The sequence below is a fragment of the Candidatus Accumulibacter aalborgensis genome, from assembly GCF_900089955.1.
GTDB classification, from domain to species: domain Bacteria; phylum Pseudomonadota; class Gammaproteobacteria; order Burkholderiales; family Rhodocyclaceae; genus Accumulibacter; species Accumulibacter aalborgensis.
This window is the reverse complement of the sequence record NZ_FLQX01000111.1, coordinates 117481-140322: the sequence shown is the minus strand read 5'-3', so window position 1 is coordinate 140322 and position 22842 is coordinate 117481. Positions and strand designations below refer to the sequence as shown.

Annotated in this window: 23 protein-coding genes; 13 read left to right on the top strand and 10 right to left on the bottom strand. The window is 62.0% G+C overall.

The window, feature by feature from the left end; all coding sequences use genetic code 11:
- Window positions 1-94: 94 nt before the first annotated feature.
- The gene (locus tag ACCAA_RS11280; RefSeq protein WP_186407339.1) at window positions 95-412 is read right to left on the bottom strand and encodes a hypothetical protein; all 318 of its coding nucleotides are present in this window, start codon (window positions 410-412) and stop codon (window positions 95-97) included.
- Between the two features lie 153 nt (window positions 413-565).
- On the opposite strand from ACCAA_RS11280, the gene ACCAA_RS11275 reads away from it, so the two are divergent.
- Window positions 566-826 carry a CCDC90 family protein gene (locus tag ACCAA_RS11275; protein WP_186407338.1) on the top strand — a complete coding sequence of 87 codons (261 nt, stop codon included), beginning with the start codon at window positions 566-568 and terminating at the stop codon, window positions 824-826.
- A gap of 256 nt (window positions 827-1082) precedes the next feature.
- Here the strand turns inward: ACCAA_RS11275 and ACCAA_RS11270 are convergent, their stop codons facing one another.
- Window positions 1083-3938 (bottom strand): TOTE conflict system archaeo-eukaryotic primase domain-containing protein, encoded by a 2856-nt coding sequence (locus ACCAA_RS11270; protein WP_186407337.1) that lies wholly within the window; start codon window positions 3936-3938, stop codon window positions 1083-1085.
- A 229-nt stretch (window positions 3939-4167) separates the two neighbouring features.
- Between ACCAA_RS11270 and ACCAA_RS11265 the strand changes: the two genes are divergently transcribed.
- The 3 genes from ACCAA_RS11265 to ACCAA_RS11255 all read left to right on the top strand — a co-directional run bounded on the left by ACCAA_RS11265 (window position 4168) and on the right by ACCAA_RS11255 (window position 6205).
- On the top strand, window positions 4168-4605 hold the full coding sequence (locus ACCAA_RS11265) for an antitoxin Xre-like helix-turn-helix domain-containing protein (RefSeq protein WP_186407336.1): 438 nt from the start codon (window positions 4168-4170) through the stop codon (window positions 4603-4605).
- Window positions 4602-5288 (top strand): RES family NAD+ phosphorylase, encoded by a 687-nt coding sequence (locus ACCAA_RS11260; RefSeq protein ID WP_186407335.1) that lies wholly within the window; start codon window positions 4602-4604, stop codon window positions 5286-5288. The genes ACCAA_RS11265 and ACCAA_RS11260 overlap by 4 nt, the downstream gene beginning before the upstream one ends.
- 410 nt (window positions 5289-5698) lie before the next feature.
- Entirely contained in the window at window positions 5699-6205 is a 507-nt protein-coding gene (locus ACCAA_RS11255) for a bacteriohemerythrin (RefSeq protein WP_186407334.1), read from the top strand.
- A gap of 36 nt (window positions 6206-6241) precedes the next feature.
- Here ACCAA_RS11255 and ACCAA_RS11250 read toward each other — a convergent pair whose 3' ends face one another.
- Window positions 6242-7246 (bottom strand): hypothetical protein, encoded by a 1005-nt coding sequence (locus tag ACCAA_RS11250; RefSeq protein WP_186407333.1) that lies wholly within the window; start codon window positions 7244-7246, stop codon window positions 6242-6244.
- 66 nt (window positions 7247-7312) lie between these two features.
- Window positions 7313-7864 (bottom strand): YaeQ family protein, encoded by a 552-nt coding sequence (locus ACCAA_RS11245; RefSeq protein WP_186407332.1) that lies wholly within the window; start codon window positions 7862-7864, stop codon window positions 7313-7315.
- Between the two features lie 260 nt (window positions 7865-8124).
- Between ACCAA_RS11245 and ACCAA_RS11240 the strand changes: the two genes are divergently transcribed.
- Window positions 8125-8778 (top strand): YdcF family protein, encoded by a 654-nt coding sequence (locus tag ACCAA_RS11240; protein WP_245754543.1) that lies wholly within the window; start codon window positions 8125-8127, stop codon window positions 8776-8778.
- 98 nt (window positions 8779-8876) lie between these two features.
- On the opposite strand, the gene ACCAA_RS11235 is transcribed toward ACCAA_RS11240, so the two are convergent.
- The 4 genes from ACCAA_RS11235 to vapB form a co-directional block, all read right to left on the bottom strand.
- Window positions 8877-9323, bottom strand: coding sequence for a DUF2501 domain-containing protein (locus ACCAA_RS11235; protein WP_186407330.1), 447 nt, complete (start codon window positions 9321-9323; stop codon window positions 8877-8879).
- Window positions 9324-9358: 35 nt separating this feature from the next.
- The gene (locus tag ACCAA_RS11230) at window positions 9359-10210 is read right to left on the bottom strand and encodes a putative RNA methyltransferase (protein WP_186407329.1); all 852 of its coding nucleotides are present in this window, start codon (window positions 10208-10210) and stop codon (window positions 9359-9361) included.
- Between the two features lie 98 nt (window positions 10211-10308).
- Window positions 10309-10719: a type II toxin-antitoxin system VapC family toxin gene (locus ACCAA_RS11225; RefSeq protein WP_186407328.1), complete on the bottom strand. Its 411-nt coding sequence runs from the start codon at window positions 10717-10719 to the stop codon at window positions 10309-10311.
- Window positions 10719-10955 carry a type II toxin-antitoxin system VapB family antitoxin gene (gene vapB, locus ACCAA_RS11220; RefSeq protein ID WP_186407327.1) on the bottom strand — a complete coding sequence of 79 codons (237 nt, stop codon included), beginning with the start codon at window positions 10953-10955 and terminating at the stop codon, window positions 10719-10721. The genes ACCAA_RS11225 and vapB overlap by 1 nt, the downstream gene beginning before the upstream one ends.
- 202 nt (window positions 10956-11157) lie before the next feature.
- Between vapB and ACCAA_RS11215 the strand changes: the two genes are divergently transcribed.
- The 7 genes from ACCAA_RS11215 (at window position 11158) to ACCAA_RS11185 (ending at window position 21093) form a co-directional block, all read left to right on the top strand.
- The gene (locus ACCAA_RS11215; RefSeq protein WP_186407326.1) at window positions 11158-13575 is read left to right on the top strand and encodes an N-6 DNA methylase; all 2418 of its coding nucleotides are present in this window, start codon (window positions 11158-11160) and stop codon (window positions 13573-13575) included.
- Window positions 13566-14852: a restriction endonuclease subunit S gene (locus ACCAA_RS11210; protein ID WP_186407325.1), complete on the top strand. Its 1287-nt coding sequence runs from the start codon at window positions 13566-13568 to the stop codon at window positions 14850-14852. The genes ACCAA_RS11215 and ACCAA_RS11210 overlap by 10 nt, the downstream gene beginning before the upstream one ends.
- Window positions 14853-14890: 38 nt before the next feature.
- A complete protein-coding gene (locus ACCAA_RS11205) occupies window positions 14891-15253 on the top strand; it encodes a four helix bundle protein (protein ID WP_186407362.1) in 363 nt (120 codons plus the stop codon).
- Window positions 15243-16595: a Fic family protein gene (locus ACCAA_RS11200; RefSeq protein ID WP_186407324.1), complete on the top strand. Its 1353-nt coding sequence runs from the start codon at window positions 15243-15245 to the stop codon at window positions 16593-16595. The genes ACCAA_RS11205 and ACCAA_RS11200 overlap by 11 nt, the downstream gene beginning before the upstream one ends.
- A 9-nt stretch (window positions 16596-16604) precedes the next feature.
- Window positions 16605-19721 carry a type I restriction endonuclease subunit R gene (locus ACCAA_RS11195; protein ID WP_186407323.1) on the top strand — a complete coding sequence of 1039 codons (3117 nt, stop codon included), beginning with the start codon at window positions 16605-16607 and terminating at the stop codon, window positions 19719-19721.
- A complete protein-coding gene (locus ACCAA_RS11190; RefSeq protein ID WP_186407322.1) occupies window positions 19718-20437 on the top strand; it encodes a M48 family metallopeptidase in 720 nt (239 codons plus the stop codon). Before ACCAA_RS11195 ends, ACCAA_RS11190 begins: the two co-directional genes overlap by 4 nt.
- A gap of 167 nt (window positions 20438-20604) precedes the next feature.
- The gene (locus ACCAA_RS11185; RefSeq protein WP_186407321.1) at window positions 20605-21093 is read left to right on the top strand and encodes a VOC family protein; all 489 of its coding nucleotides are present in this window, start codon (window positions 20605-20607) and stop codon (window positions 21091-21093) included.
- Between the two features lie 171 nt (window positions 21094-21264).
- On the opposite strand, the gene ACCAA_RS11180 is transcribed toward ACCAA_RS11185, so the two are convergent.
- A complete protein-coding gene (locus ACCAA_RS11180; RefSeq protein ID WP_186407320.1) occupies window positions 21265-21876 on the bottom strand; it encodes a hypothetical protein in 612 nt (203 codons plus the stop codon).
- Window positions 21876-22106 carry a hypothetical protein gene (locus ACCAA_RS11175; RefSeq protein WP_186407319.1) on the bottom strand — a complete coding sequence of 77 codons (231 nt, stop codon included), beginning with the start codon at window positions 22104-22106 and terminating at the stop codon, window positions 21876-21878. The genes ACCAA_RS11180 and ACCAA_RS11175 overlap by 1 nt, the downstream gene beginning before the upstream one ends.
- A 424-nt stretch (window positions 22107-22530) precedes the next feature.
- On the opposite strand from ACCAA_RS11175, the gene ACCAA_RS11170 reads away from it, so the two are divergent.
- The gene (locus tag ACCAA_RS11170) at window positions 22531-22767 is read left to right on the top strand and encodes a hypothetical protein (protein ID WP_186407318.1); all 237 of its coding nucleotides are present in this window, start codon (window positions 22531-22533) and stop codon (window positions 22765-22767) included.
- Window positions 22768-22842 lie beyond the last annotated feature (75 nt).

The following is a 22842-nucleotide window of genomic DNA, read 5'->3' as shown; positions in this document are numbered from 1 at the left end:
ATGTGGTGTTGGTGCCGTTCCCGTTCACCGACCAGTCGGGCGCGAAGAAGCGGCCCGCCGTAATTGCACACGTTGCGAGAGACCATCGCGCAGGTCATCGGCTGAATCTGAAAAACAAACGGCTACAACCGTCGTAGGTTGGGGTGAGGAACGAACCCCAACATTTCAGCGCCGGGATTGACGTTGGGGTTCCTTCGTCACCCCAACGGAACTGCTCCATCAGTTGCGGGCGGTGCACGAGGACCAGCGTGCTGACGCCTCGCCTGGCGATCAGCCACGCGGCGATGACAGTCTTGCCGAAAACGGTGGTCGCTGCGAGAACTCCATATGCCGCCGATTGCTCATTGAAAAGCAATGCCATAAACCGCAATTCAGACGCCTGAGGGGGTATAAAATTCACCGTTCTGCGCATTATGAATCAATGAGTTGCAAGCGCATACCACACAGACAAATGGAATATATTCCGCCTGGAAAATGACAAATCCATGGAGCGGGTAACCGCTTTTCGCGCCGGAATCGGGGCACGACTTGACCCTTTGCGCGGCGGTGGACCATACTTTCGGCCATGAGCACGATCACCTTCGACACCCAAGAGCTTGTCCAGGAACTGCGGGCCGCCGGCATGCCCGCCGAGCAAGCCGATGCTGTCGTACGGACCATTGTCAAGTCACATACCGAGCTGGCGACCAAGCACGACATCGAGCGCTTGGAATTGCGAATGGAGAACAGGTTTGCCTTGGTGGACGCCAAGTTCGACAAGCTTACCTGGATGCTGGGCATCTTGATCGCCATCGCCCTGGCCAACTTCGCCAAGCAGTTCTTCTGATCGCTTCTTGACAACCGACTGAGCTTCCGGTAATTCCCGACCGGCGCTGCACATCAGCGATACGGGATTGGCATCCCGGAGATAGGGCGGACACCGCCGAAGGCGGTTTTTCTACGTCCGTCGCGTGGCGTCCAAGTGTGGCCTCGTCGTAAGCGTCCATGTTGTCGCCGATCTCGACCAACAGCATCGTTGGGGTGAGGAACGAACCCCAACATTCCACCGTGCGATGGCCTTGGGGTTCCTTCATCACCTCAACCTACGGAACTATCGCTTTTCCCGCACGATCGGCTTCGCCGAGCATCTCCCGTTGCCGATGGGCCAGCGTGCGAAGGAGGGTGTCGAGGATCTCGTCGAGATGCTTGCCGACATCCTCGGCGAGAAAGCGCAATACGAAATAGCCGTTCTCCTGCAATAGCGCATCCTTGCGCCGGTCGCGGCGATAGGCTGCGGGGTCGGTCAGGTGTTGCCCACCGTCCAGTTCGACCGCCACCCTCGCGTGCACCGAGAGTAGATCGACCTCCATGCCACCACGCCCGTCGAACGGAATCGGCAACTCGGCGTTGAGCTGGAACTTTCCGGCGGTGGCGGGAAGCGTTTCCAGCCGACGGTAGAGGAAGGCTTCGCTTGCGCTGCGCGCCCGATCCGCACCTTGCGCCCCGGCCTCGGGAGCGCCCGTGGCGTGAAAGAACAACTGGCCCAAGGGTAGGTCGACGCCGTCACGAAGCAGGCGCTGAACGCTGGCGGCATAATCGCGCTTCCATTCCGGTTCGACCGGCAGCGGCACTTCGGGCGGCCAGCCCGGCAGCGCGCTGGCCGGCAGCAGAATCGTGTAACCCATCGCCTGGTAGCCGGCGCAGCGCCGGTCGAACATGCGCGCCAGCATGGGCGCATTCAAGTCGGCATAATCGTAGATGCGCACGTCCCGCTTGCCGTCATGCAGGCGATGCAGGCGGCCGGCATACTGGGCAATGGTCCCACGCCAGGAAACCGGCAGGGTCAGGAACAGGGTGTCCAGCCGGGCGTCGTCGAATCCCTCGCCGAGGTAGCTGCCCGTCGCCAGCACGACGCGTTCTTCGCTCTCCGGGATGCTTGCCAGTTGCGCGAGCGCCTCTTTCAGTGGCCTCCGGCCCATGCCGCCGCGCAGAACGACAAGGTGGCGTGCCAACGGCGACAGTCGTTGCGCCAGTTTTTCAAGATGGTCGGTTCGCTCGGTCAGCACGACCGGCGAACGTCCCTGGCGCACGGCCTCGATCACATCGTCGGCGATCCGGCGATTACGGCTCTCGTCGGCGATCAGCTCCTGATAAAGATCGTGGAACTGGAGTCGCAGGTCGGGGTCGGCGGCAGCCGTTTGCCGAAACGCCGTCGGGCGCACCCAGACGCTGTGCGTGAAAGGCCTCTCGGCGGCCTGTTGGCGCGCACTGACGCGATGGCGAACCGGTCCGCACTGCATGAAGATGATCGGCTGGTGGCCGTCTTTCCGGGTCACGGTCGCCGACAGGCCGAGGACATAGCGGGCCTTCGCCCGCCGGGCGAGTTCTGCGAAGCTCGCTGCTGGCAGGTGATGGCACTCGTCCACGACGAGATGGCCGTACTCGCCGACGCGGTCATCGACCACGCCCCGGCGGACGAGACTCTGGATCAGCGCCACGTCCAGCGTCCCGTTGGGCTTTTTTCGGCCGCCGCCGATGCGGCCGATCGCGCTGGCCGGCAATTCCAGGAAGGTCGACAATCTTTCGACCCACTGCTCCATCAGTTGCTGGCGGTGCACGAGGACCAGCGTGCTGACGCCGCGCCTGGCGATCAGCCACGCCGCGACGACGGTCTTGCCGAAAGCGGTGGTCGCCGCGAGAACGCCCTGATCGTGTTTGACCAGCGCGTCGATGGCGACCTGCTGTTCGGGGCGCAAGGTGCCGTGGAACGAGACGTTCAGCGGTGCGCCGGTGTGGCGCTCGTCGCGCAGCACGCACTCGATGCCGAGGCCGGTGAGCAGGCCCAGGATCTCGTCCAGGCAGCCGCGCGGCAGACCGATGTGCAGCGGATGGTCCTCGGCGCAGGAGATGATCCGTGGCTTGCCGAAGGTTGGCAAGCGCATTGCCTGTGCCTGGTAGAACTCGGGATTCTGGAACGCCGCCAATCGTAGCAGGCGATTGCGCAGCGCCGCGGGCAGCGCCTCCCTGGCAAGGTAAATCTCGTTGGCGACGATCAGTTCCAGACGCTGGGGAAGGGGTCCGACGATGGGAGATTCGACCCGGCGGCGAGAAGGTGGCACAGCCCATGGTTCCTCTGCTCCTTCGTCCTCGCCCAGCAAGGGAAAGCGAACGCCGACGATGCGACCTCGCAGCTCCGCGGCGCAGACAATTCGCTCCACTTCGGCGCGGCCGATCTTCTGCATCGCCGAGAGAAACGCCCACTGATCCGGGAAGGCGAGCAAACCATCGTCGATGAACACGCTGGCGTCGCGTTCCCGCGCGCGCTTTTGCAGCGGCAAGGCGATCAGGTTGCCGAAACCGCCCCTGGGCAAGGTATTCTGGTTCGGAAAGAAGCGGTCGTAGGAATCCAGCCCGATGTCCGGCCGCCGGTCCATCGTTTCGGTGAGCATGTGCGCGCCCAGTTTCCGCGCCAGGATGGCCGGCAGGGCCTCGGCGAAGAACAGCCAGAGGTGGCCGCCGTTGCCCGATCGGGATCGTTCGACCGCCGCCGGCAGCCCCATTTGCCGGCAGGTTTCGCGAACGGCCTTGACGTCGTCGTGCCAGCTTTGCTTGTCGAAGTCCACGGCGAGAAAGAAGCAGGTCTCGTCGAGCAGCATCGGATAGACGCCGATGACGAAATCGCTGCCGGTTTCGTCCTGGCCGGCAAGATGCTGGCGTATGGTTTCGTCGGTCAGCACCAGGAATCGCCGGTTCGGGCAGTCCGAGCACCGGACCGCCGGCTTGGCGCACAGCCCGCGGACCCACTCGTTGGCGCAGGCGGGGCTGTAACCTGATTTGCCGGTCCTGCGGCTTTCGAAACGGCGTGGATAGACGTCGTCCCTGCCGCGGAAGAGAGACCGGAAGAGGGCGATCTTGGCGGCTGCCGAGGAGTGCTGGGAGACTAAGGCATCGGCGGTCATTGAGGAGAAAGAAAAAGAAGCCAAACGCACTGCAGCGAGAGTCTTGCCGGATGTTCGAGTATATCTCGTCGCATCAGCGGCGTTGGGGGTGAGTATCGTAGGTTGGGGTGAGCTTGCGAACCCCAACAACCCTTGGCATCGGCAATTCACGAAGCGTGGGTCGGACGCTGTACAAGCACCTTGCATTTCCTGAAACGGAGTGTAGACTATCCATAAAAGGAGTTTCCAGATGAATCTTGCCTACGCCTATCCCGCCAGCCGCTTCGAGCCGGCGGCTCTCGTCGACCTGAGCGCACGCGCAGAGCGCGAGCGGCTGTCGAAGTCGGCCCTGCAGGGGTTCTTCAATCTGGCGAATGCGTGGCGGCTGCGCGACGAGGATGCGCGCGAACTGCTCGGTGGGCTGTCGAGCAGCGCATTCTACGAATGGAAGAAGAACCCGGACCGGCTGCTCGAGGTCGACCGGATAACGCGGATCGCGTACCTGATCGGTATCTACAAGGCCTTGCACATCCTCTACGGCGACAAGTTGGCCGACGAATGGATCAGCCTGCCGAACAGCAACCGCATCTTCGCCGGCCGTTCGCCGCTGGCCTGCATTCTTGGCGGCGGGCTGCTCGCGATGCAGACCGTGCGCAAGCTGCTCGAAGCGCGGCGCGGTGGAATATGAGCCGGCTGCTGCCGCGCCTGTCGCGTCTGCGCCGGGTCGATACGGTGCGGCTGATTCCCTCGCGTTTTGCCGAGCGCGAGGACTCGGTGCTGACGGCGATCGCCGAGAACACCGATCATCTGCGCGATCTGTTCGATCTCGACAACGCGACCAACGAGCGGCTGATCGGCGAGCGCGGTGGGCTGCCGGGAATCAGCGTCGATGAGCTCGTTTTTGGCGTGCCGAATTTTCGCATCGTAAACGCCGCTTTTACCTACCCTCGCCCGGAGGGCAGCCGCTTCAACGACGGTGAGCGTGGCGCCTGGTATTGCGCTTTCGAGCCGGCCACCTCACTGGCCGAGATCATTTTCCACAAGACCGTCGAGTACCAGGAAATCGAGCGCTTCGACGACTGCGTCACCTACCAGGAACTGCTCGCCGATTTCAGCAGCGAGTTCCACGATCTGCGCGACGCGCCGGCGTTTGCCGCCTGTCTCGACCCCGGCAGTTACTTCGCTGGGCAGGAACTGGCGGCGCGCCTGCTCGACGCCGGTTCGCTGGGCATCGTCTATCCCAGCGTGCGGCGCGCCGGGGGAACGAACCTCGCCTGCTTCCGGCCGGCGCTGGTCGGCAATCCGCGCCGCGCCGCCTCGTACCGCCTGACCTGGAGCGGCAGCACGCAGCCGCAGGTCGACAGACTTTGACCGAACGGTCAGAGGGCGCCTGGTCTTTCCAGTCACCAGACGGTGAGCGCGTCGAGTGCCGCCTGAAGACTCGCCCGTACCGCCGACCCATGGTGCCACATTCTTCACCCACCGCCTGATTGAGCGGCGCGACCATGTCGATGACGAAACCCTGCAATCCCATGCGCCTCATCGCCTGCTTGGGTGCCTGACGCAACACTGGCACGTCATTCGCTTTCACCAGCCAGGCTGCGGGAAGCCGTAGCGACGCTCCCATACACCTAGTCAGGAAGATGCTGCCGCACGATGCAAGCCACGAAAGAGCAGCAGGACAAAATCTGCGCTAGACTGTGATGCGCGGGGTCACGGACACTCTCGCAGTTTCCCTTGCCACCTCCTGAATGTGTATCGCTCCTCGCCGGGAGAACACCATGAGCATCGATCACGCATTGTTTGGCCGCACCCAGTTGCAGCATCTCGCCATCAGCAACCTCATCCAGTGGGGAGACCACCTGTCTGTCGAGCATCCCGGCATCGACGCCCAGCACAAGGCGATATTTGATCTGGGTACCAAGGTCTACGAACACTGGCGCGGCGGCGGCCGTGTCGAGACGCTGCGGCCGGCAGTGGACAAACTTGCCAATCTCCTCCAGGCTCATTTTGCCTATGAAGAGCGGCTGCTCGCAGATATCGGCTACGATGGGTTGGCCCAGCATGCGGCCGAACACCGCAGCATGCTTGGCGAACTGGAAATCATCCAGCAACATTTCAATGCCTTCAGCGATAGCCATGAGTCGTCCGGCGGCTCGCTGCTGGCTCCCGGTTGGCCGATCATGCAGTTCATCCTCGGCTTTACCATTGGCCATGTCATGAGCAGCGACATGAGCTACTGCCGGACCCTCATCGCCAGCCGTGAGGTGGTGCAAGGCACATCTTGATCTCAGACGGAAAAGCGGGTCGCCGATTGGCGCAGTTCATTGGCCAATTACGCCAGTACCAGCACCTCCTGGCTGGCTGCGCGCACCGACTGCGCCTTGCACGAGCTGCGCGGCGAGCGCCAAGAGTTGCCGCGTGTTCATGCCGATGAGGGACGAACTGGTGAGCGCGCCGACCGCGGCGAGGCTGAGCTCGGTATTGTGCTCTGCGTCTCCTTTGGCGCGGGCGTCGCCGACCGCCCTGGTCACGTCGACGCCCTCCTGCTTGAGCATGATGGCCATGAAGGCATCGGCCATCTGCTCCTGGAAGTTTCGATAATCGGGGCGGGATCTTATCGCCTGGAAGGACTTCTGCACCGTATCCGCGTCGTAGCCAAGGCCGTCCTCGCCTGCGCGTGCGCGCGCCTGAAGCGCATCGAGCTTGTCGGCCTCGCCGAGCATCAACTTGCGCACGTCGCGGTGGGCAAGCGCGCCTTCGTCACTCACGGCCCATTTTCGAATGGCGTCGCCGGCCTGGCCCGTGCGGTCATCGAGCGCGGCGACCGCGTTACCCCAGGCGTCAACGCCAGACAGTTCGACGTGCTGCACCACCGCATGGCCGGCCTCGTGCAGGAGCGTCATGCGCTCGATTTGCCTGATCTCGTCAGCGCCGAATAGCGGGCCAAGGTCGCCGAAGGCATTGGTCAGCACGTGGTTGTTCCTGGCGTTGAAGGCGATGAGCGCGAAACGCTCCTTCTTGCCGGTATCCGGGTTGATGCCGGTGGCTGTCAGAGCGGCCGCCGGCGCCATGTCCTCGCCAACCAGCAGCGGGTTATTGGCCACACCGCGTGCGAAGGCTTTGCCCTCGAAAGCGCTGCCGTTTACCTGCGCGCACCCGAAGTGTTCGGACACCGCTGCGACGCTGTCGGGATCATTGAGGTCCATCGCCATGAACGTCAGGCCGAACTCCGCGCCGATCGTACGCTGCAACTCGGCGAGTTCACGCTGTCGCGCGGCTGGGGAAAAGAGGCTCGCTGTATCGTGCTCCGGCGGCTGCACACTCATGATGCGCTCCAGGCAGGGATGCGCATCAAGGTCGGCCTCGCTGATCCTGGGTCATCGCTCAGCCGGTTATTGGACTGGCGCCGAGAACAAGACTTTCGGCGCCAGTTCAATATGTTGGCTGGCGTTGCCCAACCAGATCACGCCGTCCTGAACAGTGCACTGGAGGCGCATTGTACGTTCCACGAGGCTGGCCAGGGATTGCCCCTCGGCTTGACTGAGCGAAAGTACGCGCAGATTGCCCTGCGTTGCCAACTTCCCGGAGTTCTGTCGCCACCAGATGTCGGCAGCCCGGCCTCCGTAGCTGATGACCACCACTTGCCGCGAACTGTTGCAGGCGCGTCGAATGGCCTTTTCGGCCGGCAAACCGACATCGATCCAGCACTCGATGTTGCCGGTGGCATCGAGATCCCAGAGGTCCGCTTCATCCTCCGTTGACAGGCCGCGCCCGAAGACCAGCGTGGCAGAAGCATGGAGCATGAAGGCCAGCAGGCGGATCATCATTCGCTCGTCGGTTTCCGACGGATGGCGGGCGATGGTCAGGCCGTATTCTGAAAAATGCCCTCGATCGAGGTCGGCAAGCTGTAGCTCGACCTTGAAGATGGTGGACTTGATGGCCATGGGGCATCCTGAGAAAAGGGGAAGTATCCCACGGCCGCCGGCGCAGAGTGGGGCCGCGATGGCAAGGACAAGCACGTTCTTGCCAACTGGCTGGTCGGATTTCGTTACACTTCCGGCTCCGCTGCTGCTGACCAGCGCCCACTGGTCCACCATTCCTCATGTTTCTGCTCAAGAAGATATTGTCTCAACTGATCTTGCCGCCTCTTGGCCCGTTGATCGTTGCCATGATCGGCGTCTTTCTTTTGCGCTGGCGACCGCGAGTGGGTCGTTTCCTGGTGTCGCTGGGGATTGTTTTGCTGTTCGCGTCATCCGTGCCAATCATCGTCTATGCGCTCGCCAGACCCCTGGAAGACTTTCCACCTGTCGATCTCGCATCGGCGCGCAGCGCCCAGGCCATCGTCATCCTGGCAGGAGGCAAGCGGCGGCATGCACCGGAGTATCACGGCGAAACCGTCAACCGCTTGACGCTGGAGCGTATCCGCTATGGCGCTTTGCTGGCGCGGCGGACCGGGCTGCCAATATTGGTGAGCGGTGGCTTGAATGCCGGCAAAACGTCGGAAGCGCAGTTGATGCGGGAAGTGCTGGAACGGGAGTTTGGCATCAAGGTGAAATGGACTGAATCGGCATCGCGAGACACCCACGAGAACGCGGTCTACTCGGCTGATATTCTCAAGGCCGCCGGCGTCACACGGATCGTTCTCGTGACCCACGCCGCTCACATGCGCCGTTCGCTCGCCGAGTTCTCGGCGGCGGGGCTGAACTGCCTGGCCGCTCCCACGGGCTTTTTCTCCCTTGGTGCCGGCGATGATTCCGAGCTCGGCTTGCTTCCCAGCGCCAATGCCGCCTACGCGGGATGGTACATCAGCCATGAGTGGTTGGGGAACGTCGCGCTGGCGCTGGGCTTGGGGCGTTAGCCAACGAGCTGCCGCGCTAGCCGGCAAGTGCGCCGTCCTCGCGCGCCGTTACGATGAAAGTCGCGTGAGCGACTGACGAATCCCAGGGTACCCTCTGCTCACAACATGGATTTTCCCTGGGCGAGAATCTTGTCGCAGACCTGCTTGGTGAGCTGTTTCTTCATGCCGCTCAAGTCGAGCTGGCTGCCGTCGCTGCCGCTCAGAATGCCCTTGGCGCCGCTGCTATAGCCACTGTCGGATGAGGATGATCCGCCCGGGAGCTTGCTCATCAGCGAGTCCTTGACCGACGCCGCGCTCTTGCCGCTGAGATAGTTGTTCTTGAAGCAGAACTCCAGCAGGCCGGCGACGTTGCTGGCGCTGCCCGAGGCGACAGACTGCCCGGCCAGGGCACCGCCCAAGCCTCCCAGGTTACCGAGTCCGCCGGACGAGCCGCTACTTCCCGCCTGTTTGAGCAGGTCGCCAAGCTGCGCCTGGGCGGCCGACACAGGCAACAGAGCGGCGATCAGGATGACTGCGGCAGTGCTGCGATACTTGCGTGCGTTCATGCTCGACTCCTTTTTTTGTATTGGCCCTGGAACAATCAGCGAAGGGCGCTGCGCTCAAAACGCGTCAGGCGCACGTCCACCGTGACCGACAGATCCGTCAGTTTCGCGGCCGTCGCACGGCGTTCGGCGCTGGCGCGGTAGACATGCGGTGTCATGGCCAGCAGATCGGCAATCGTCTCCGAGCCTGAGAGGTCCAGGCGGTAGCGGACGGTTGCGGTGGACAGGCTGGTGAAGCCTTTCGGTGCCTGCACGTCGGCAATACGTTCCGGCTTCAGCGCGGGGTAGATGATCTCGCGCAGCTCGCGCAGGTGATCCGGCCCGGCATCCACCTGCAGCAGTTGGCCATGCGGCTTGAGCACACGGGCAAACTCGCCATAGACGGGGAAGCCGAAAATGCACAGCACCCGATCGAGCGTACCCCGCTGCACCGGCAGGTTGGCGTTGCTGCCCACCACCCAGTTGGGCTGCTTGTCCTGCTTCGCTGCGGACACGACCGCCCACTTCGAGATGTCCAGGCCAAGCAGCGCAAGTGTTTGTCCTTCACCCGTTGCAGCCGCCAGTTGACGCAGGTAGTAACCCTCGCCGCAGCCGGCGTCAAGGCAACTGGCAGTTGCCGTGTCCGGCAGATCCGCCAGTGCTGCCTGGCTCACCGCAGCGGCAATGGTCTGGTAAAAGCCGGCATTGAGGAAGCGCCGGCGGGCAGCGACCATCTCCTTGCTGTCGCCCGGGTCGCGCGAGCGCTTCTTCTGTACCGGAAGCAAGTGGGTATAGCCCTGACTGGCAATGTCGAAAACATGGCCGGCGGCGCACCGCCAGGTGGAACCGTTGCCGTACAGAGGGCCGCCCTCCAGGGGGCAGGCCAGCGCCTGGAATGGGGTGATCTTCATGACCTGTCACGGAGCGAGCAATTGGCAAGGTGCCGGCGTTGGCAGGGATGTGTTGGCCGAGTTGGACGATGAAGGCGTCCGTTGGGACCCTGCGGGATTCATCCCCCGGCGGTGGGCAACCAGTTCTCGGTGACCACACCGGGATACCTGGCAAAGTCCTTCGTGTTATTGGTCACCACCGTGACCTTGAGCGAGACGCCGTGAGCGGCGATCAGCTTGTCGAGGTGATCCTTCTTGCTGTCCCGAGTTGCCAGCCGGATCGGGCCATAGGCCAGGCCGGCTGCGGTATCGAATGGAAGCACCGAGATGTCTTCAATCAGGCTTGCCAGGTGGATGCGCTCCTGTTCAGGATCAGCCGATACGGCAACGCCATATTCGAGTTCGGCGAAGGTGATCGCCGACATCACCACGTCGCCGACGTAGCACTGCGCGAAGCGCCGGGCGACTTCCTCCGGCTGATTCTTCATCAGGTAGATGCACATGTGGGTGTCGAGCATGTAGCGCGGCATCACAGAGCATCCCGCTCGCTTTGTTCATGATCGCCACGGCCTTCACTCATGAAGTCCGGCGAGAACCTTGCGAACTTGCTCAGCACGCCGGACAGCGACCGGCGAGCCGGCCGAATGCGGATTTCATCACCATCGCGCTCGATCTCCAGGTCAATGTCGGTACGGTCATAGGCCAACTCCGCCGGGATTCGCACTGCTTGCGAATTGCCGTTCTTGAAAGCTCTGGTGGTGTGCATTGCCAACTCTGCTTATGGATGTACGGTGGATGTACTTTAGTTGATTCGGCAAGGCGTGTAAATGACTGAATCGGTTTCGCCAAATCGCAGGCTTCGTCTCACCACCCGGTGGAATGGTGGAGTCCCCCGGTTTTCGCCAAGGTCGCTGTTGTAAAGTAGCAGGCTTCTGCCGTTTGGCGTCACAACACCAAGAAGCCCGTTCATGGCCATCAAGAAATCCGACCTCTACTCCTCCCTCTGGGCCTCGTGCGACGAGCTGCGCGGCGGCATGGATGCCAGCCAGTACAAGGACTACGTCCTGTTCATGCTGTTCATCAAGTACATCACCGACAAGTACGGCGACAGCGACGACTTCGCGCCGCCGGTCAACATCCCCAAAGGCGCCAGCTTCAAGGACATGATCGCGCTCAAGGGCAAGAGCGACATCGGCGACAGGATCAACACCCAGATCATCCAGCCGTTGATCGACGCCAACAGCCGGCTCGCGCGCACCGACTTCCCCGACTTCAACGACCCGAACAAGCTCGGCGAGGGTCAGGCCATGGTCGATCGCCTGACCAACCTGATCGGCATCTTCCAGAAGCCCGAACTCGATTTCTCGCAGAACCGCGCCGAGCACGACGACATTCTAGGCGACGCCTACGAATACCTGATGCGGCACTTCGCCACCGAGAGCGGCAAGAGCAAGGGGCAGTTCTACACGCCGTCCGAAGTCAGCCGCGTCATCGCCAGGGTGATCGGCATTTCGCCCGCCAACACCCGCGCAGCGACCACCGCCTACGACCCCACCTGCGGCTCGGGTTCGCTGCTGCTGAAAGTGGCGGCGCAGGCCGGCAAGCACATCACTCTCGAAGGGCAGGAGAAGGACGTGACCACCGCCGGTCTCGCGCGCATGAACATGATCCTGCACGACTTCCCGACCGCCAGCATCCTCTCGGGCAACACCCTGGCAGCGCCCAAGTTCAAGGACGGCGAGAGTCTGCGCACCTATGACTACGTCGTCGCCAATCCACCGTTTTCCGACAAGACCTGGAGCACCGGCCTGACGCCATCCGCTGACCCGTACCAGCGCTTCGCCTGGGGCGAGCCACCGACCCGGCAGGGCGACTACGCCTACCTGCTGCACATCATCCGTTCGCTGAAGGGCGCCGGCAAAGGTGCCTGCATCCTGCCGCACGGCGTTCTCTTTCGCGGCAATGCCGAGGCCGTCATCCGCCAGCAGCTCGTCCGCTCGGGCACCCTCAAGGGAATCATTGGCCTGCCGGCCAACCTCTTCTTCGGCACCGGCATCCCCGCCTGCATCCTGGTGCTCGACAAGGAGAATGCCACTGCGCGCAAGGGGGTGTTCATGATCGACGCCAGCAAGGGCTATCTCAAGGACGGCAACAAGAACCGTCTGCGCGAGCAGGACATTCACCGCATCGTCGATACCTTTACCCGGCAGGCCGACACCCCGCGCTACGCACGCCTGGTGCCGTTCGACGAGATCGCCGACGCGAAGAACGACTTCAACCTCAACCTGCCGCGCTACATCGACAGCAGCGAACCGGAGGACCTGCAGGACATCGACGGCCACCTGCGCGGCGGCATCCCCGAGCGCGACCTCGATGAACTCGCCGCCTACTGGCAGGTGCTGCCCGGCGTGCGTGCCGCCCTGTTTGAATCGCTGCGCCCCGGTTACGCCGGCCTCAAGCTGCCGCTGCCCGAGGTCAAGCCAGCGATCTTCGGTCATGCCGAATTCACCGCCTTCAACCGGGCGGCGACCCGGCGCTTTGCCGACTGGCGAGCCGCCGTCACGCCGCAGCTCACCGGCTTCGCCCAGGACGGTCACCCCAAGGCGCTGATCGAGGCCATCGCCGAGGCACTGCTCGCCAACTTCCAGGAGGTCCCGCTGCTCGACGCCTACGACATCTACCAGCACCTGATGGACTACTGGGCCGAGGCGATGCAGGACGACGCCTACCTGATCGCCGCCGACGGCTGGGTGGCCAGGACCACCCGCATCGTGGACGGCGGCAAGAATGGCAAGACCAGGGACAAGGGCTGGACCTGCGACCTGATCCCCAAGCCGTACCTCGTCGCCCGCTACTTCGCCAGCGAGCAGGCCGCCATTGAGGCGAAACAGGCCGAACTCGAAGCCGCCATCGCCAGCCTCGCCGAGGTGGAAGAGGAGCACAGCGGCGACGAGGCGGCGTTTTCGGGCTTCGACAGCATCAGCGCGGCAGCGGTCAAGGAGCGTATGCGCGAAGTCGCCAGGGACCCGGACGGTGCCGAAGAACTGCGGGTGCTCAGGCAGTGGCTGGCAATCAACGAGTCGATCGCCGCCCTGAAAAGGAAGGTCAGGGACTTCGAAACCGCCCTCGACCGGCTCGCCTACGAGAAATACCCCACGCTCAGCGAGACCGAGATCAAGACGCTGGTGGTGGACGACAAGTGGATGGCACGCCTGTGCACCGCCGTGCAGGGCGAACTCGATCGAGTCTCGCAGACCCTCACCGGCCGCATACGAGAACTGGCAGAACGCTACGCGACTCCGCTACCTGGGCTTACCGACGAGGTGGCGAGGCTTGCCGCCTGTGTGGAAGAACACCTCGCGAAGATGGGGGCGTCGTGGAAGTGATCCGGTCCAACAAGCAGACGGAACTGGGCGCCATTCCGCAAGCGTGGACGGCCGAACGCATCAGCGATGCCGCTGGAAACAGTGCCAATGCGATTGTCGGGGGCCCCTTCGGGTCGGACCTCGTATCTGCGGACTACGTTGCTTCAGGCATTCCGGTCATTCGTGGTCAGAACATGGCGGCATCTGTTGTGTCTGGCGAGTTTGTTTTTGTATCGCCACAGAAGGCTAAATCACTGAGTGCCAATTTGGCGTACCCTGGTGATCTTGTCTTCACGCAACGGGGGACTCTTGGGCAGGTCGCAATCGTTCCGGACGACAGGCACGAGTGCTACCTAGTGTCCCAGAGTCAGATGAAGGTCACGCTGAATCGCACGCGCCACGACCCATGGTTCGTTCATCAGTATTTCGCGAGCTGCTCAGGGCAGAAGCAGATTGCTCTCAGTGCGATACAGACTGGCGTGCCGCATACAAATCTCGGAATCCTCCGCGCGTATCGTTTTCCGGCACCGCCCCTCGTAGAACAACACGCAATCGCTGCGGCATTGAGCGACGTGGATGCGCTACTGGGCGGGCTGGAGCGGCTCATCGCCAAGAAGCGCGACCTCAAACAGGCCGCCATGCAGCAACTCCTTACCGGCCAAACCCGCCTCCCCGGCTTCAGCGGGGAGTGGGAGGTGAAGCGGTTGGGGGATGTGGCAACACTGAATCGCCTGAACGTCGTACCAGCAAGCCAACCGGATCAGCCGTTCGTACATTTCAGCTTGCCTGCCTACGATGATGGCAAGAGCGCACAAGTTGAGCTTGGCTCTGCTATTGGCAGCAACAAGTTTGGGATTCCTCCCAGTGCTGTCTTGGTATCGAAGTTGAATCCGCGCATTCCCCGAATTTGGGCGCCTGAAGTCATTCCAAAGAACGCATGTGCATCAACAGAATGGTTGATACTTACGCCGCGAGAAGGAACAGATCGCGCATTCCTCTTCGTGCTTTGTTCCTCACCTGGCTTTTGCCAACAGATGGAGCTGGCAGCCACCGGAACGACGGGTAGTCATCAAAGAATCAGCCCCAACACGGCTCTGCACATTTGTGTCGCTGTGCCGGTTGAGCGTGAAGAGCAAACCGCCATCGCCACCGTCCTCTCCGACATGGACGCCGAACTTTCCGCCCTCGAAGCCCGTCGCGACAAGACCCGCGCCCTCAAGCAGGCGATGATGCAGGAGTTATTAACCGGACGAGTCCGGTTAATTAGTGGAGAGTTGAAAGTGGAGAGTGGAGAGTGATTAAGACCAACTCTCAACTTTCAACTGTCCACTCTCAACTGAACAAAGGTCCCCTGTGGACAAAATCGTTCGCCTTTGCATTGCGGGTGGTGAAGTTGGCGAAGTATCTCCAAGAGGAAAAACGGGAGTTTGTTCTGTCCAAACAGGTTCTGCGCAGCGGAACAGCCATCGGGGCCTTGGTACGCGAGGCCGAACATGCCCAAAGCAAGGCCGATTTCATCAGCAAAATGAGCATTGCCCTCAAAGAGGCGAATGAAACCGACTACTGGCTGGACCTACTCCATCAATCCGGCTATTTGACACAGGAAAGTTACCACTCAATTCACCCCGACATGCAAGAGCTGCTGAAACTCCTGGTCGCGATCGTCAAAACGTCAAGAGAATCACTACATGCCAAATAACTCTCCACTGTCCACTCTCAACTCTCCACTAAAGCTGGAAGAAATCCCCAACAAGGTGCGCGATGTGCTGGGCATCATGGTGGCCGTGAATCTCGTGTCCGAAGACGGCAAGGAGTTGGTCGAAATTCGCGTCGATCCCTACCCCAGTCCGGTGAGCTACAAGGGCGAGTACCACTACCGTAGCGGCAGCACCAAACAGGAATTGAAAGGTGCGGCGCTGAGCCGATTTTTGCTGCGCAAGCAGGGGCTTCACTGGGACGGAGTGCCGATTCCGCGTCTGACGTTGGGCGACTGCAATCCATCTGCCCTGCAATGGTTCAGGGACAAGGCCGCGAAGAGCGGACGTGTGGATGAGCAGGTGCTGGCCGATAGCGACGCCGCGCTGTTGACCAGCCTGCAACTGGAAGACGGTGAGCTCCTGAAGCGAGCCACTACCTTGCTGTTTGGCAAGGATCCGGAACGGTTTGTCCCAGGGGCGTTTATCAAGTTGGGTTTCTTCATCACCGACGATGATTTGCGCTATCAGGACGAAATTCACGGCGATTTGTTTTCGCAGGTAGAAAAGACGCTGGACACCCTGCGCGCCAAGTACCTTAAAGCCTATATCAGCTACGATGGTTTGCAGCGGGTGGAAACTTTCTTGTTCCCCATGCCCGCCTTGCGCGAGGCCTTGCTCAATGCGGTGATGCACAAGGACTACAGCAGCGGCATTCCCATTCAGATCAGCGTCTATGCGCATCAAATTGTGCTTTGGAACACGGGCCAGTTGCCCGAACGCTGGACGCTGGAAAAGTTGATGGGCAAGCATCCGTCCCATCCGTTCAACCCCTTGCTGGCGTCGGCGTTTTTTCGAGCGGGGTATGTGGAGTCCTGGGGACGCGGCATCGAGAAAATGCGCCGGGAATGCGCGAACCACGATGCACCCGCGCCGATTTTTGACACCGGTATGTCGGGACTGATGCTGACCTTCAAGGCCAATCGGGTGCATCTGGCAGCGGCCTTGGGAGAAAAATCGGCGAGTGCGTTGTTGAACTCGCCAGGTGAAGTCACAGGTGAAGTCACAGGTGAAGTCACAGGTGAAGTCGCGGGTGAAGTCGCGGGTGAAGTCGCAAAACTTTTATTGGCCTGCCGACGCCCGATGAGCCGTCGCGAGTTGAGGGAAGCTTTATTGCTCAAGGGGGATGACAATTTCCGCCGCTTGTATTTGTTGCCGGCGCTGGAAGCTGGGCTCATCGAGATGACGATTCCCGAAAAACCGAACAGCCGTTTGCAAAAGTATCGCCTGACCGATAAGGGAAACGTCTTGTTGACCGTTCTGCGGAAGGGAAAAATACGCCCATGAGACGTGCCCATGCCTGAACAATCCCGCTCCGAACGCAAGACGCAGAACCGCGTCATCGACCTGTTCACCGACCAGGTGCGGCCCGACTGCCTCGGCTACCGCTACCTCGGCGAGTGGAACAAGCGGGAGAACAACCGCCCCATCGAAACAGCGCTGCTGCGCGACAACCTCACAGCCCGTGGCTATTCCGCCGCCCACATCGCCGCCGCCTTGCATAGGCTGGAGACCGCTGCCGACGCGACCGGCATCACGCTCTACCAGGCCAACCTGCGCACGTACCAACTGCTGCGCTACGGCGTGCCGGTGCAGGTCGCGGCGGGGCAGGCGCACGAGAGCGTGCACCTGATCGACTGGGCCAACCCCGAGCAGAACGACTTTGCTCTCGCCGAGGAGGTGACGCTCAAGGGTGGCGAGTTGGCGTCACATCAACGACGGCCGGACATCGTGCTTTACCTCAATGGCATTGCCATCGCGCTGATCGAGCTGAAGCGCAGCTCGGTGGAGGTCGCCGACGGCGTGCGGCAGCTCATCACCAATCAGGAAGAGATCTTCAACAAGGGTTTCTTCAGTACGGTGCAGCTCGTGCTGGCGGGCAGCGACTCGCAGGGGCTGCGCTACGGCACGACCGGCACACCCGAGCAGTTTTTCGTGGAATGGAAGGACGAGGCTCCGGTCGAAGCGAGCGCGAATGCCGCCGCCGGGGCGCTGCTCGACCGGCCCTTGGCGCAGCTTTGCCACAAAGCGCGGCTGCTCGACCTGATCCGCAACTTCATCATCTTCGACGCCGGCCACAAGAAGGTGCCGCGGCCGCATCAGTTCTTCGGTGTCAAGGCGGCGCAGGCGCGCATCGCCCGGCGCGAGGGCGGCGTCATCTGGCACACTCAGGGCAGTGGCAAGAGCATCCTGATGGTCCTGATCGCCAAGTGGCTGCTTGAGTACGACCCGCAGGCCCGCATCCTGGTCATCACCGACCGCGACGAACTGGACAAGCAGATCGTCGAGGTGATGAAGAACGCCGGGGTGATCGGTGCCGACTCACCCTCACCGCGCATCACCTCGCGAGCGGCCTTTGTCCACAAGCTCGCCGCGCCCGCACCCCGCCTGCTCTGCGCGCTGATCCACAAGTTCGACGTGGCCGACCTGAAAGGCCCGGCGCCGCCGGTGCATGGGCGCTTCTACGTCTTCGTGGACGAGTGCCACCGCACCCAGGGCGGCGACATGAACAGGCAGATGAAACGCTGGCTGGCGGGCGCCATCTTCATCGGCTTCACCGGCACGCCGCTGTTGCGCCCGGACAGGCAGATGACGCGCGACGTCTTCGGCACCTATATCGACACCTACAAGTTCCACCAGGCGGTCGCCGACAAGGTGGTGCTCGACCTGAAATACGAGGCCCGCGACGTGCCGGAGCGGCTTACTTCGCAGGCCGCCATCGACCGCTGGTTCGAGCAGAAGACGAAGAACCTCAACAACTTCCAGAAGGCGATCCTGCGCCGCCGCTGGGCGACGATGGAGGAGCTGATGAGCGCCAGCGAGCGCAAGCAGCGCATCATCGCCAACATCATCGAGGACTTCAGCCTGAAGCCGCGCCTCAACAACGACCGGGGTACGGCGCTGCTGGTGGTGGCCTCGATCTACGATGCCTGCCATTACTTCCGGCTGTTCCAGAACACGAGCTTCGGCCCCTGCTGCGGGATCATCACTTCCTTTGAACCAAACGCCAACGCGATTTCGCGCGAGCCGGCCCACAGCGACGAGCGCTACAAGTTCGACACCTACACCCGGCATGTCCTGAAGAATGGACAGACCACCAGGCAGTACGAGGACGAGGCCAGGCGCCGCTTCATCAAGGAGCCGGCGAACCTGAAACTGCTGATCGTGGTGAGCAAGCTGCTCACCGGCTTCGACGCGCCGAGCTGCACCTATATCTACCTCGACAATGAGCTGCGCGACCACAACCTGTTCCAGGCCATCTGCCGCACCAACCGGCTCGATGGCGACGACAAGGACTACGGTTACATCGTGGACTTCAAGGAGCTGTTCGGCGACGTGCAGCAGGCCATCGCCGTGTACAGCTCCGACGAACTGGACATCGACGAAGGCCAGGGTGGCGACAACAATGTGCACCTGAAGAACTGGCTGGAAGAGGGCAGGACGCAGCTCGACGCGGCCCGCGAGGCGCTGCGCTACCTGTGCGAGCCGGTGGCGCTGCCGCGCGAGATCGAGCAATTCCTGCATTATTTCTGTGGCGATGCCGCCGACGCCAATGCGTTGAACGAAACCGAGGCGTTGCGCGTGTCGTTCTACAAGGCGGTGGCCCTCTTCGCCCGTGCCTTTGCCGCCATCGCCCAGGAGCTGAGCGACGCGCGCTACTCCGATGCCGACGCGGACGCCTTGCGGAAGGAAGTGGAGTTCCATGTCGACATTCGCGCCGCTATCAAGCGGCACTCGGGCGAGGAGTTGGACATCAAGCCCTACGAGGCGGACATGCGCCACCTGATCAATACCTACATCCAGGCCGAGCCGGCGCAGGAGCTGGGTCAACTGGGCGAATTGTCGCTGACCGAGCTGATCATCGAGACCGGCATCCACGACGCCATCGCCAGGAAACTCAACGAGAAGGGCAAGCTCTCGAAGAACGCCATCGCCGAAGGAATCATCAACAACGTCCGCAAGACGATCATCCGCGACCAGCTCACCGACCCGAGGTTTTATGAGCAGATGTCGAAGCTGCTCGACGACCTGATCAAGCAGAGCCGGGCGGACACGGCGGCCTATGAGGAATTTCTGCGCCAGGCCGAAGCCTTGGTGAAGCGGCTGGCCGCCAGGCAGCCGGACGACGGAGTACCGGCCGTGCTGCATGGCAAGCCCGAGGCGGTCGTCCTGTTCAACAATCTGGCTTCGCTGCCGGCGACGAGTTTTCGCTACCCAAGCGCCGCCGAAGACCAGGCCGCTCTGGCGCTGAAGATCGACCGGGCCATGCGCGAGCGCGCACCTGCGGGCTGGTATGGGGACCAGGCGCGCGAGGCGCAGATCCTGAATGCCTTGTTCCCGCTCATGGGCCGTGACCGCGAGGCGACGCGGGCGATCTTCGAGATCATCAAGCACCAGCCGGGGTATCAGTGACCGAGACGATTCAGCTCGGCGATGTGGTCATCGCCGTAACGCGCAAGGCGGTCAAGCACGTCTACCTGTCGGTGCATCCGCCGGCGGGGCACGTCACGCTGGTCGCGCCTGCGGGCACTCGGCTGGAGGTTGCGCGCGCCTATGCGGTGACCAGGTTGGAGTGGATTCGCAGCCAGCAGGCGAAACTGCAGGCGCAGGCACGCGAGACTCCGCGCCAGTATATCGAGCGGGAGAGCCATTATCTTTGGGGGCGGCGCTATCTGCTGTCCGTGGTCGAAGTGGACGCGAAGCCTGCCGTGAAGCTCGATCATCGCCGGATCACGCTGAGCGTCCGCCCTGGCAGCTCGTTGGTGAAGCGGGAAGAAATCCTGTCCGAATGGCATCGCGAGCTGCTGCATGCGGCCGTTCCCGAACTCATCAGGCAGTGGGAGGGAAAGCTGGGCGTGACGGTCACCGGCTACTTCCTCCAGCGCATGAAGACGAAGTGGGGCGGATGCAGCCACCGGACCGGGAACATTCGCCTGAATACCGAGTTGGTCAAGAAACCTCGGGACCTGCTTGAGTACGTCGTCGTGCATGAACTGCTTCATCTCCTTGAGCCGACGCATAGCGAGCGCTTCGTGGCCCTTCTGGAGCGGCACTACCCGCGTTGGCGGGAGGCTCGGGCGGAACTGAATGAGTTGCCGCTGGCGGCGGAAAGGTGGAATGAGGGATAGCAGGAAGCGGCGCTTGGGGCGGGAAAGTCGGCGTCGGCGGGCTGGCCGCTTTAGTGCGTAGGGCGCAATAACCAACGGGCATTGCGCCGGACGGTGGTGCAATGCGCTTCGCTTATTGCACCCTACGATTTCACTCAACCTCGAAACACCAAACGAAAGGAAAAACCATGACTACGACGGTCAGCAAGAACACGATTTGCCTCTGGTACGACGGCACTGCCTTGGATGCCGCGCGGTTCTATGCCGAGACGTTCCCGGACAGTGCGCTTGGCAAGGTCCATCGCGCGCCCGCCGACTATCCCTCTGGCAAGCAGGGCGATGTCCTGGTAGTCGAGTTCACCGTTATGGGCATCCCGTGCATCGGGCTGAACGGCGGTCCGGGTTTCAAGCACAACGAGGCTTTCTCGTTCCAGGTTGCGACCGACGACCAAGCCGAAACCGACCGCCTGTGGAACGCGATCATCAGCAACGGCGGCCAGGAAAGCGCGTGCGGCTGGTGCAAGGACAAGTGGGGCCTGTCGTGGCAAATCACGCCACGCGCCCTGACGGCCGCGATTGCCGATCCCGACCGCGCAGCGGCCAAACGCGCCTTCGAAGCGATGATGCAGATGACGAAGATCGACATCGTCGCCATCGAAGCGGCGCGGCGCGGTTAGTCCAGCCTGAGATACCCAATTAATCAACAACAGCTCGTAGGTTGGGGTGAGGCACGAACCCCAACATTTCGGAACGGCCGGTTTCCTGGCGCCGGCTTGCGTTGGGCTTCCTTCGTCAGCCCAACCTGCGCGACTGACGAGGGTGGTGCAATGTGCTGCGCTTATTGCACCCTACGCGCCGGCACAGGCGCCGGCGATCGGTCGAAAATAGCCCTTGAGGCATTCGGTCTCGCGAACGCATATCTGAATGTGGTTGTGTTTCCGAAACCCCGCCCGTAGGTACAGAGGACGGCCTTCCAGGAATGGCGCACGGATGGTGTCGTAAGAAGGTTCACCACGCAGTTCCCGGTAGGTATGCAAGTAGTTGATCACGGCGCAGTCCAGGAAGCGACCCGCCTTGTCCGGCGTCGGCCCCACGTTCCGGGGCGGGGGCGTACCGACCTTCTTGAACGTCTCGATCAGCTCTCGGTGGACGTCGGCGACCTGTTGCAGCCCATCGCCATCGAAAAGGTCCAGGCAATGCTTCAGGTCGATGATCGCCCCAAGGACGAATGGATCGTCGATCTTTCCTTCTTGTTTTCGGTGATTGGCCCATTGCAACGCTCGGCCCGGGTTTCCCTCCCAGAAGTAGATGCCGTGCCCGAGCCAGTCATACTTCTTTTCTGACCACTTGAGATGAGGCTCCTCGCCGCGAAGGAGGCGCTCCCCGGTGCTCTTGTCGCAGCCGTGAAAGCCCAGCACGAAACTGGGCTGAAACTCGTACTCCGACCAGATGCCCGGCATTACCGGCGGTACGGTTCGGTGAGTTGCCCACACTCGTCGATCAGCCCCGCCCGGCGGAGAAAGTCGGCGGCGCTTTGTTTCGAGTCGCGAATCTCCCGACCAAAGGCCTTGATGTCTGCACGGCGCTGGTCTGGCGTCAAGACGCGCACCATTCGGCCGGCGACCGTTGCCACCGGCAGGGCGGCGGTCGTCTCCCTCTGCGCACCATTTTGTTCCAATCGGTGTTTCATGACTGAGGCCCTCCATCCACCCCGCAACGGATGCGTTGGACCGTGGCGGGCGTGCAAAAAGCCGCGTGAAAGGCGGCTTTACTTTGCCGCCACGTTATCACAACCAGCTTCCGCGTCAATGATCGAGCGTTAGATTCTGTTTGAAAATCACTGCCGGGCGGACGAAGGTGGTGCAATGCGCTGCGCCTTATTGCACCCTACGATTTCTGCATCCCGCTGGCGCGAGGCAGAAACCTCGACATCTTGGTCCGACCATCGGGGTGAAGCGGAATGATTCCGGCCCCGCCCTACCAATCTAACGCAACCAGCGTTAAAAGCCGCGTTAAACGGGTATACGTTCAACGATCGGCATTCAGGTAATAGGGGGGGTTGGCCCAGGAGTAGCGAGGGGGTAGCGCTTGCCGTGCGCTACGCTTGTGCTCGTATGGCTGTCGGCGATCTAGGATTCGTTCGGGAAAGTCTGGTAGGCCAAGGGCAATGGTCAAGCCTGCTTGCGGTCAAACTTGCGGCGCGTGCCGATGGTGAAGAAAAGGCAGACAAGGCAGCAATGTTCTTCAAGCTGGCAATGCAGGCTCAGCGACAAGCGGCGCAGGCATTCGCTACAGCGGCGGCGCTGAACAAGTTGGTTGACGCTGATTCTGTTACTTTGGTCGATGGCTGACTGCGTTAATTTCTTCAAAAAGTTCAAAACTGCCAGCGGCATCTTGAAGGGCGTGCACTGCTAAAAGCTGCCCAA

What these genes read in the sequence shown, in the direction of transcription:
- ACCAA_RS11265 (WP_186407336.1), top strand. Translation starts at nt 4,168, where the DNA reads ATGAATCTTGCCTACGCCTATCCCGCCAGCCGCTTCGAGCCGGCGGCT.
- ACCAA_RS11185 (WP_186407321.1), top strand. Translation starts at nt 20,605, where the DNA reads ATGACTACGACGGTCAGCAAGAACACGATTTGCCTCTGGTACGACGGC.
- ACCAA_RS11275 (WP_186407338.1), top strand. Translation starts at nt 566, where the DNA reads ATGAGCACGATCACCTTCGACACCCAAGAGCTTGTCCAGGAACTGCGG.
- ACCAA_RS11200 (WP_186407324.1), top strand. Translation starts at nt 15,243, where the DNA reads ATGCCAAATAACTCTCCACTGTCCACTCTCAACTCTCCACTAAAGCTG.
- ACCAA_RS11280 (WP_186407339.1), bottom strand. Translation starts at nt 412, where the DNA reads ATGCGCAGAACGGTGAATTTTATACCCCCTCAGGCGTCTGAATTGCGG.
- ACCAA_RS11255 (WP_186407334.1), top strand. Translation starts at nt 5,699, where the DNA reads ATGAGCATCGATCACGCATTGTTTGGCCGCACCCAGTTGCAGCATCTC.
- ACCAA_RS11225 (WP_186407328.1), bottom strand. Translation starts at nt 10,719, where the DNA reads ATGCCGCGCTACATGCTCGACACCCACATGTGCATCTACCTGATGAAG.
- ACCAA_RS11250 (WP_186407333.1), bottom strand. Translation starts at nt 7,246, where the DNA reads ATGAGTGTGCAGCCGCCGGAGCACGATACAGCGAGCCTCTTTTCCCCA.
- ACCAA_RS11270 (WP_186407337.1), bottom strand. Translation starts at nt 3,938, where the DNA reads ATGACCGCCGATGCCTTAGTCTCCCAGCACTCCTCGGCAGCCGCCAAG.
- ACCAA_RS11175 (WP_186407319.1), bottom strand. Translation starts at nt 22,106, where the DNA reads ATGAAACACCGATTGGAACAAAATGGTGCGCAGAGGGAGACGACCGCC.
- ACCAA_RS11230 (WP_186407329.1), bottom strand. Translation starts at nt 10,210, where the DNA reads ATGAAGATCACCCCATTCCAGGCGCTGGCCTGCCCCCTGGAGGGCGGC.
- ACCAA_RS11215 (WP_186407326.1), top strand. Translation starts at nt 11,158, where the DNA reads ATGGCCATCAAGAAATCCGACCTCTACTCCTCCCTCTGGGCCTCGTGC.
- ACCAA_RS11260 (WP_186407335.1), top strand. Translation starts at nt 4,602, where the DNA reads ATGAGCCGGCTGCTGCCGCGCCTGTCGCGTCTGCGCCGGGTCGATACG.
- ACCAA_RS11180 (WP_186407320.1), bottom strand. Translation starts at nt 21,876, where the DNA reads ATGCCGGGCATCTGGTCGGAGTACGAGTTTCAGCCCAGTTTCGTGCTG.
- ACCAA_RS11245 (WP_186407332.1), bottom strand. Translation starts at nt 7,864, where the DNA reads ATGGCCATCAAGTCCACCATCTTCAAGGTCGAGCTACAGCTTGCCGAC.
- ACCAA_RS11195 (WP_186407323.1), top strand. Translation starts at nt 16,605, where the DNA reads ATGCCTGAACAATCCCGCTCCGAACGCAAGACGCAGAACCGCGTCATC.
- vapB (WP_186407327.1), bottom strand. Translation starts at nt 10,955, where the DNA reads ATGCACACCACCAGAGCTTTCAAGAACGGCAATTCGCAAGCAGTGCGA.
- ACCAA_RS11235 (WP_186407330.1), bottom strand. Translation starts at nt 9,323, where the DNA reads ATGAACGCACGCAAGTATCGCAGCACTGCCGCAGTCATCCTGATCGCC.
- ACCAA_RS11170 (WP_186407318.1), top strand. Translation starts at nt 22,531, where the DNA reads ATGGCTGTCGGCGATCTAGGATTCGTTCGGGAAAGTCTGGTAGGCCAA.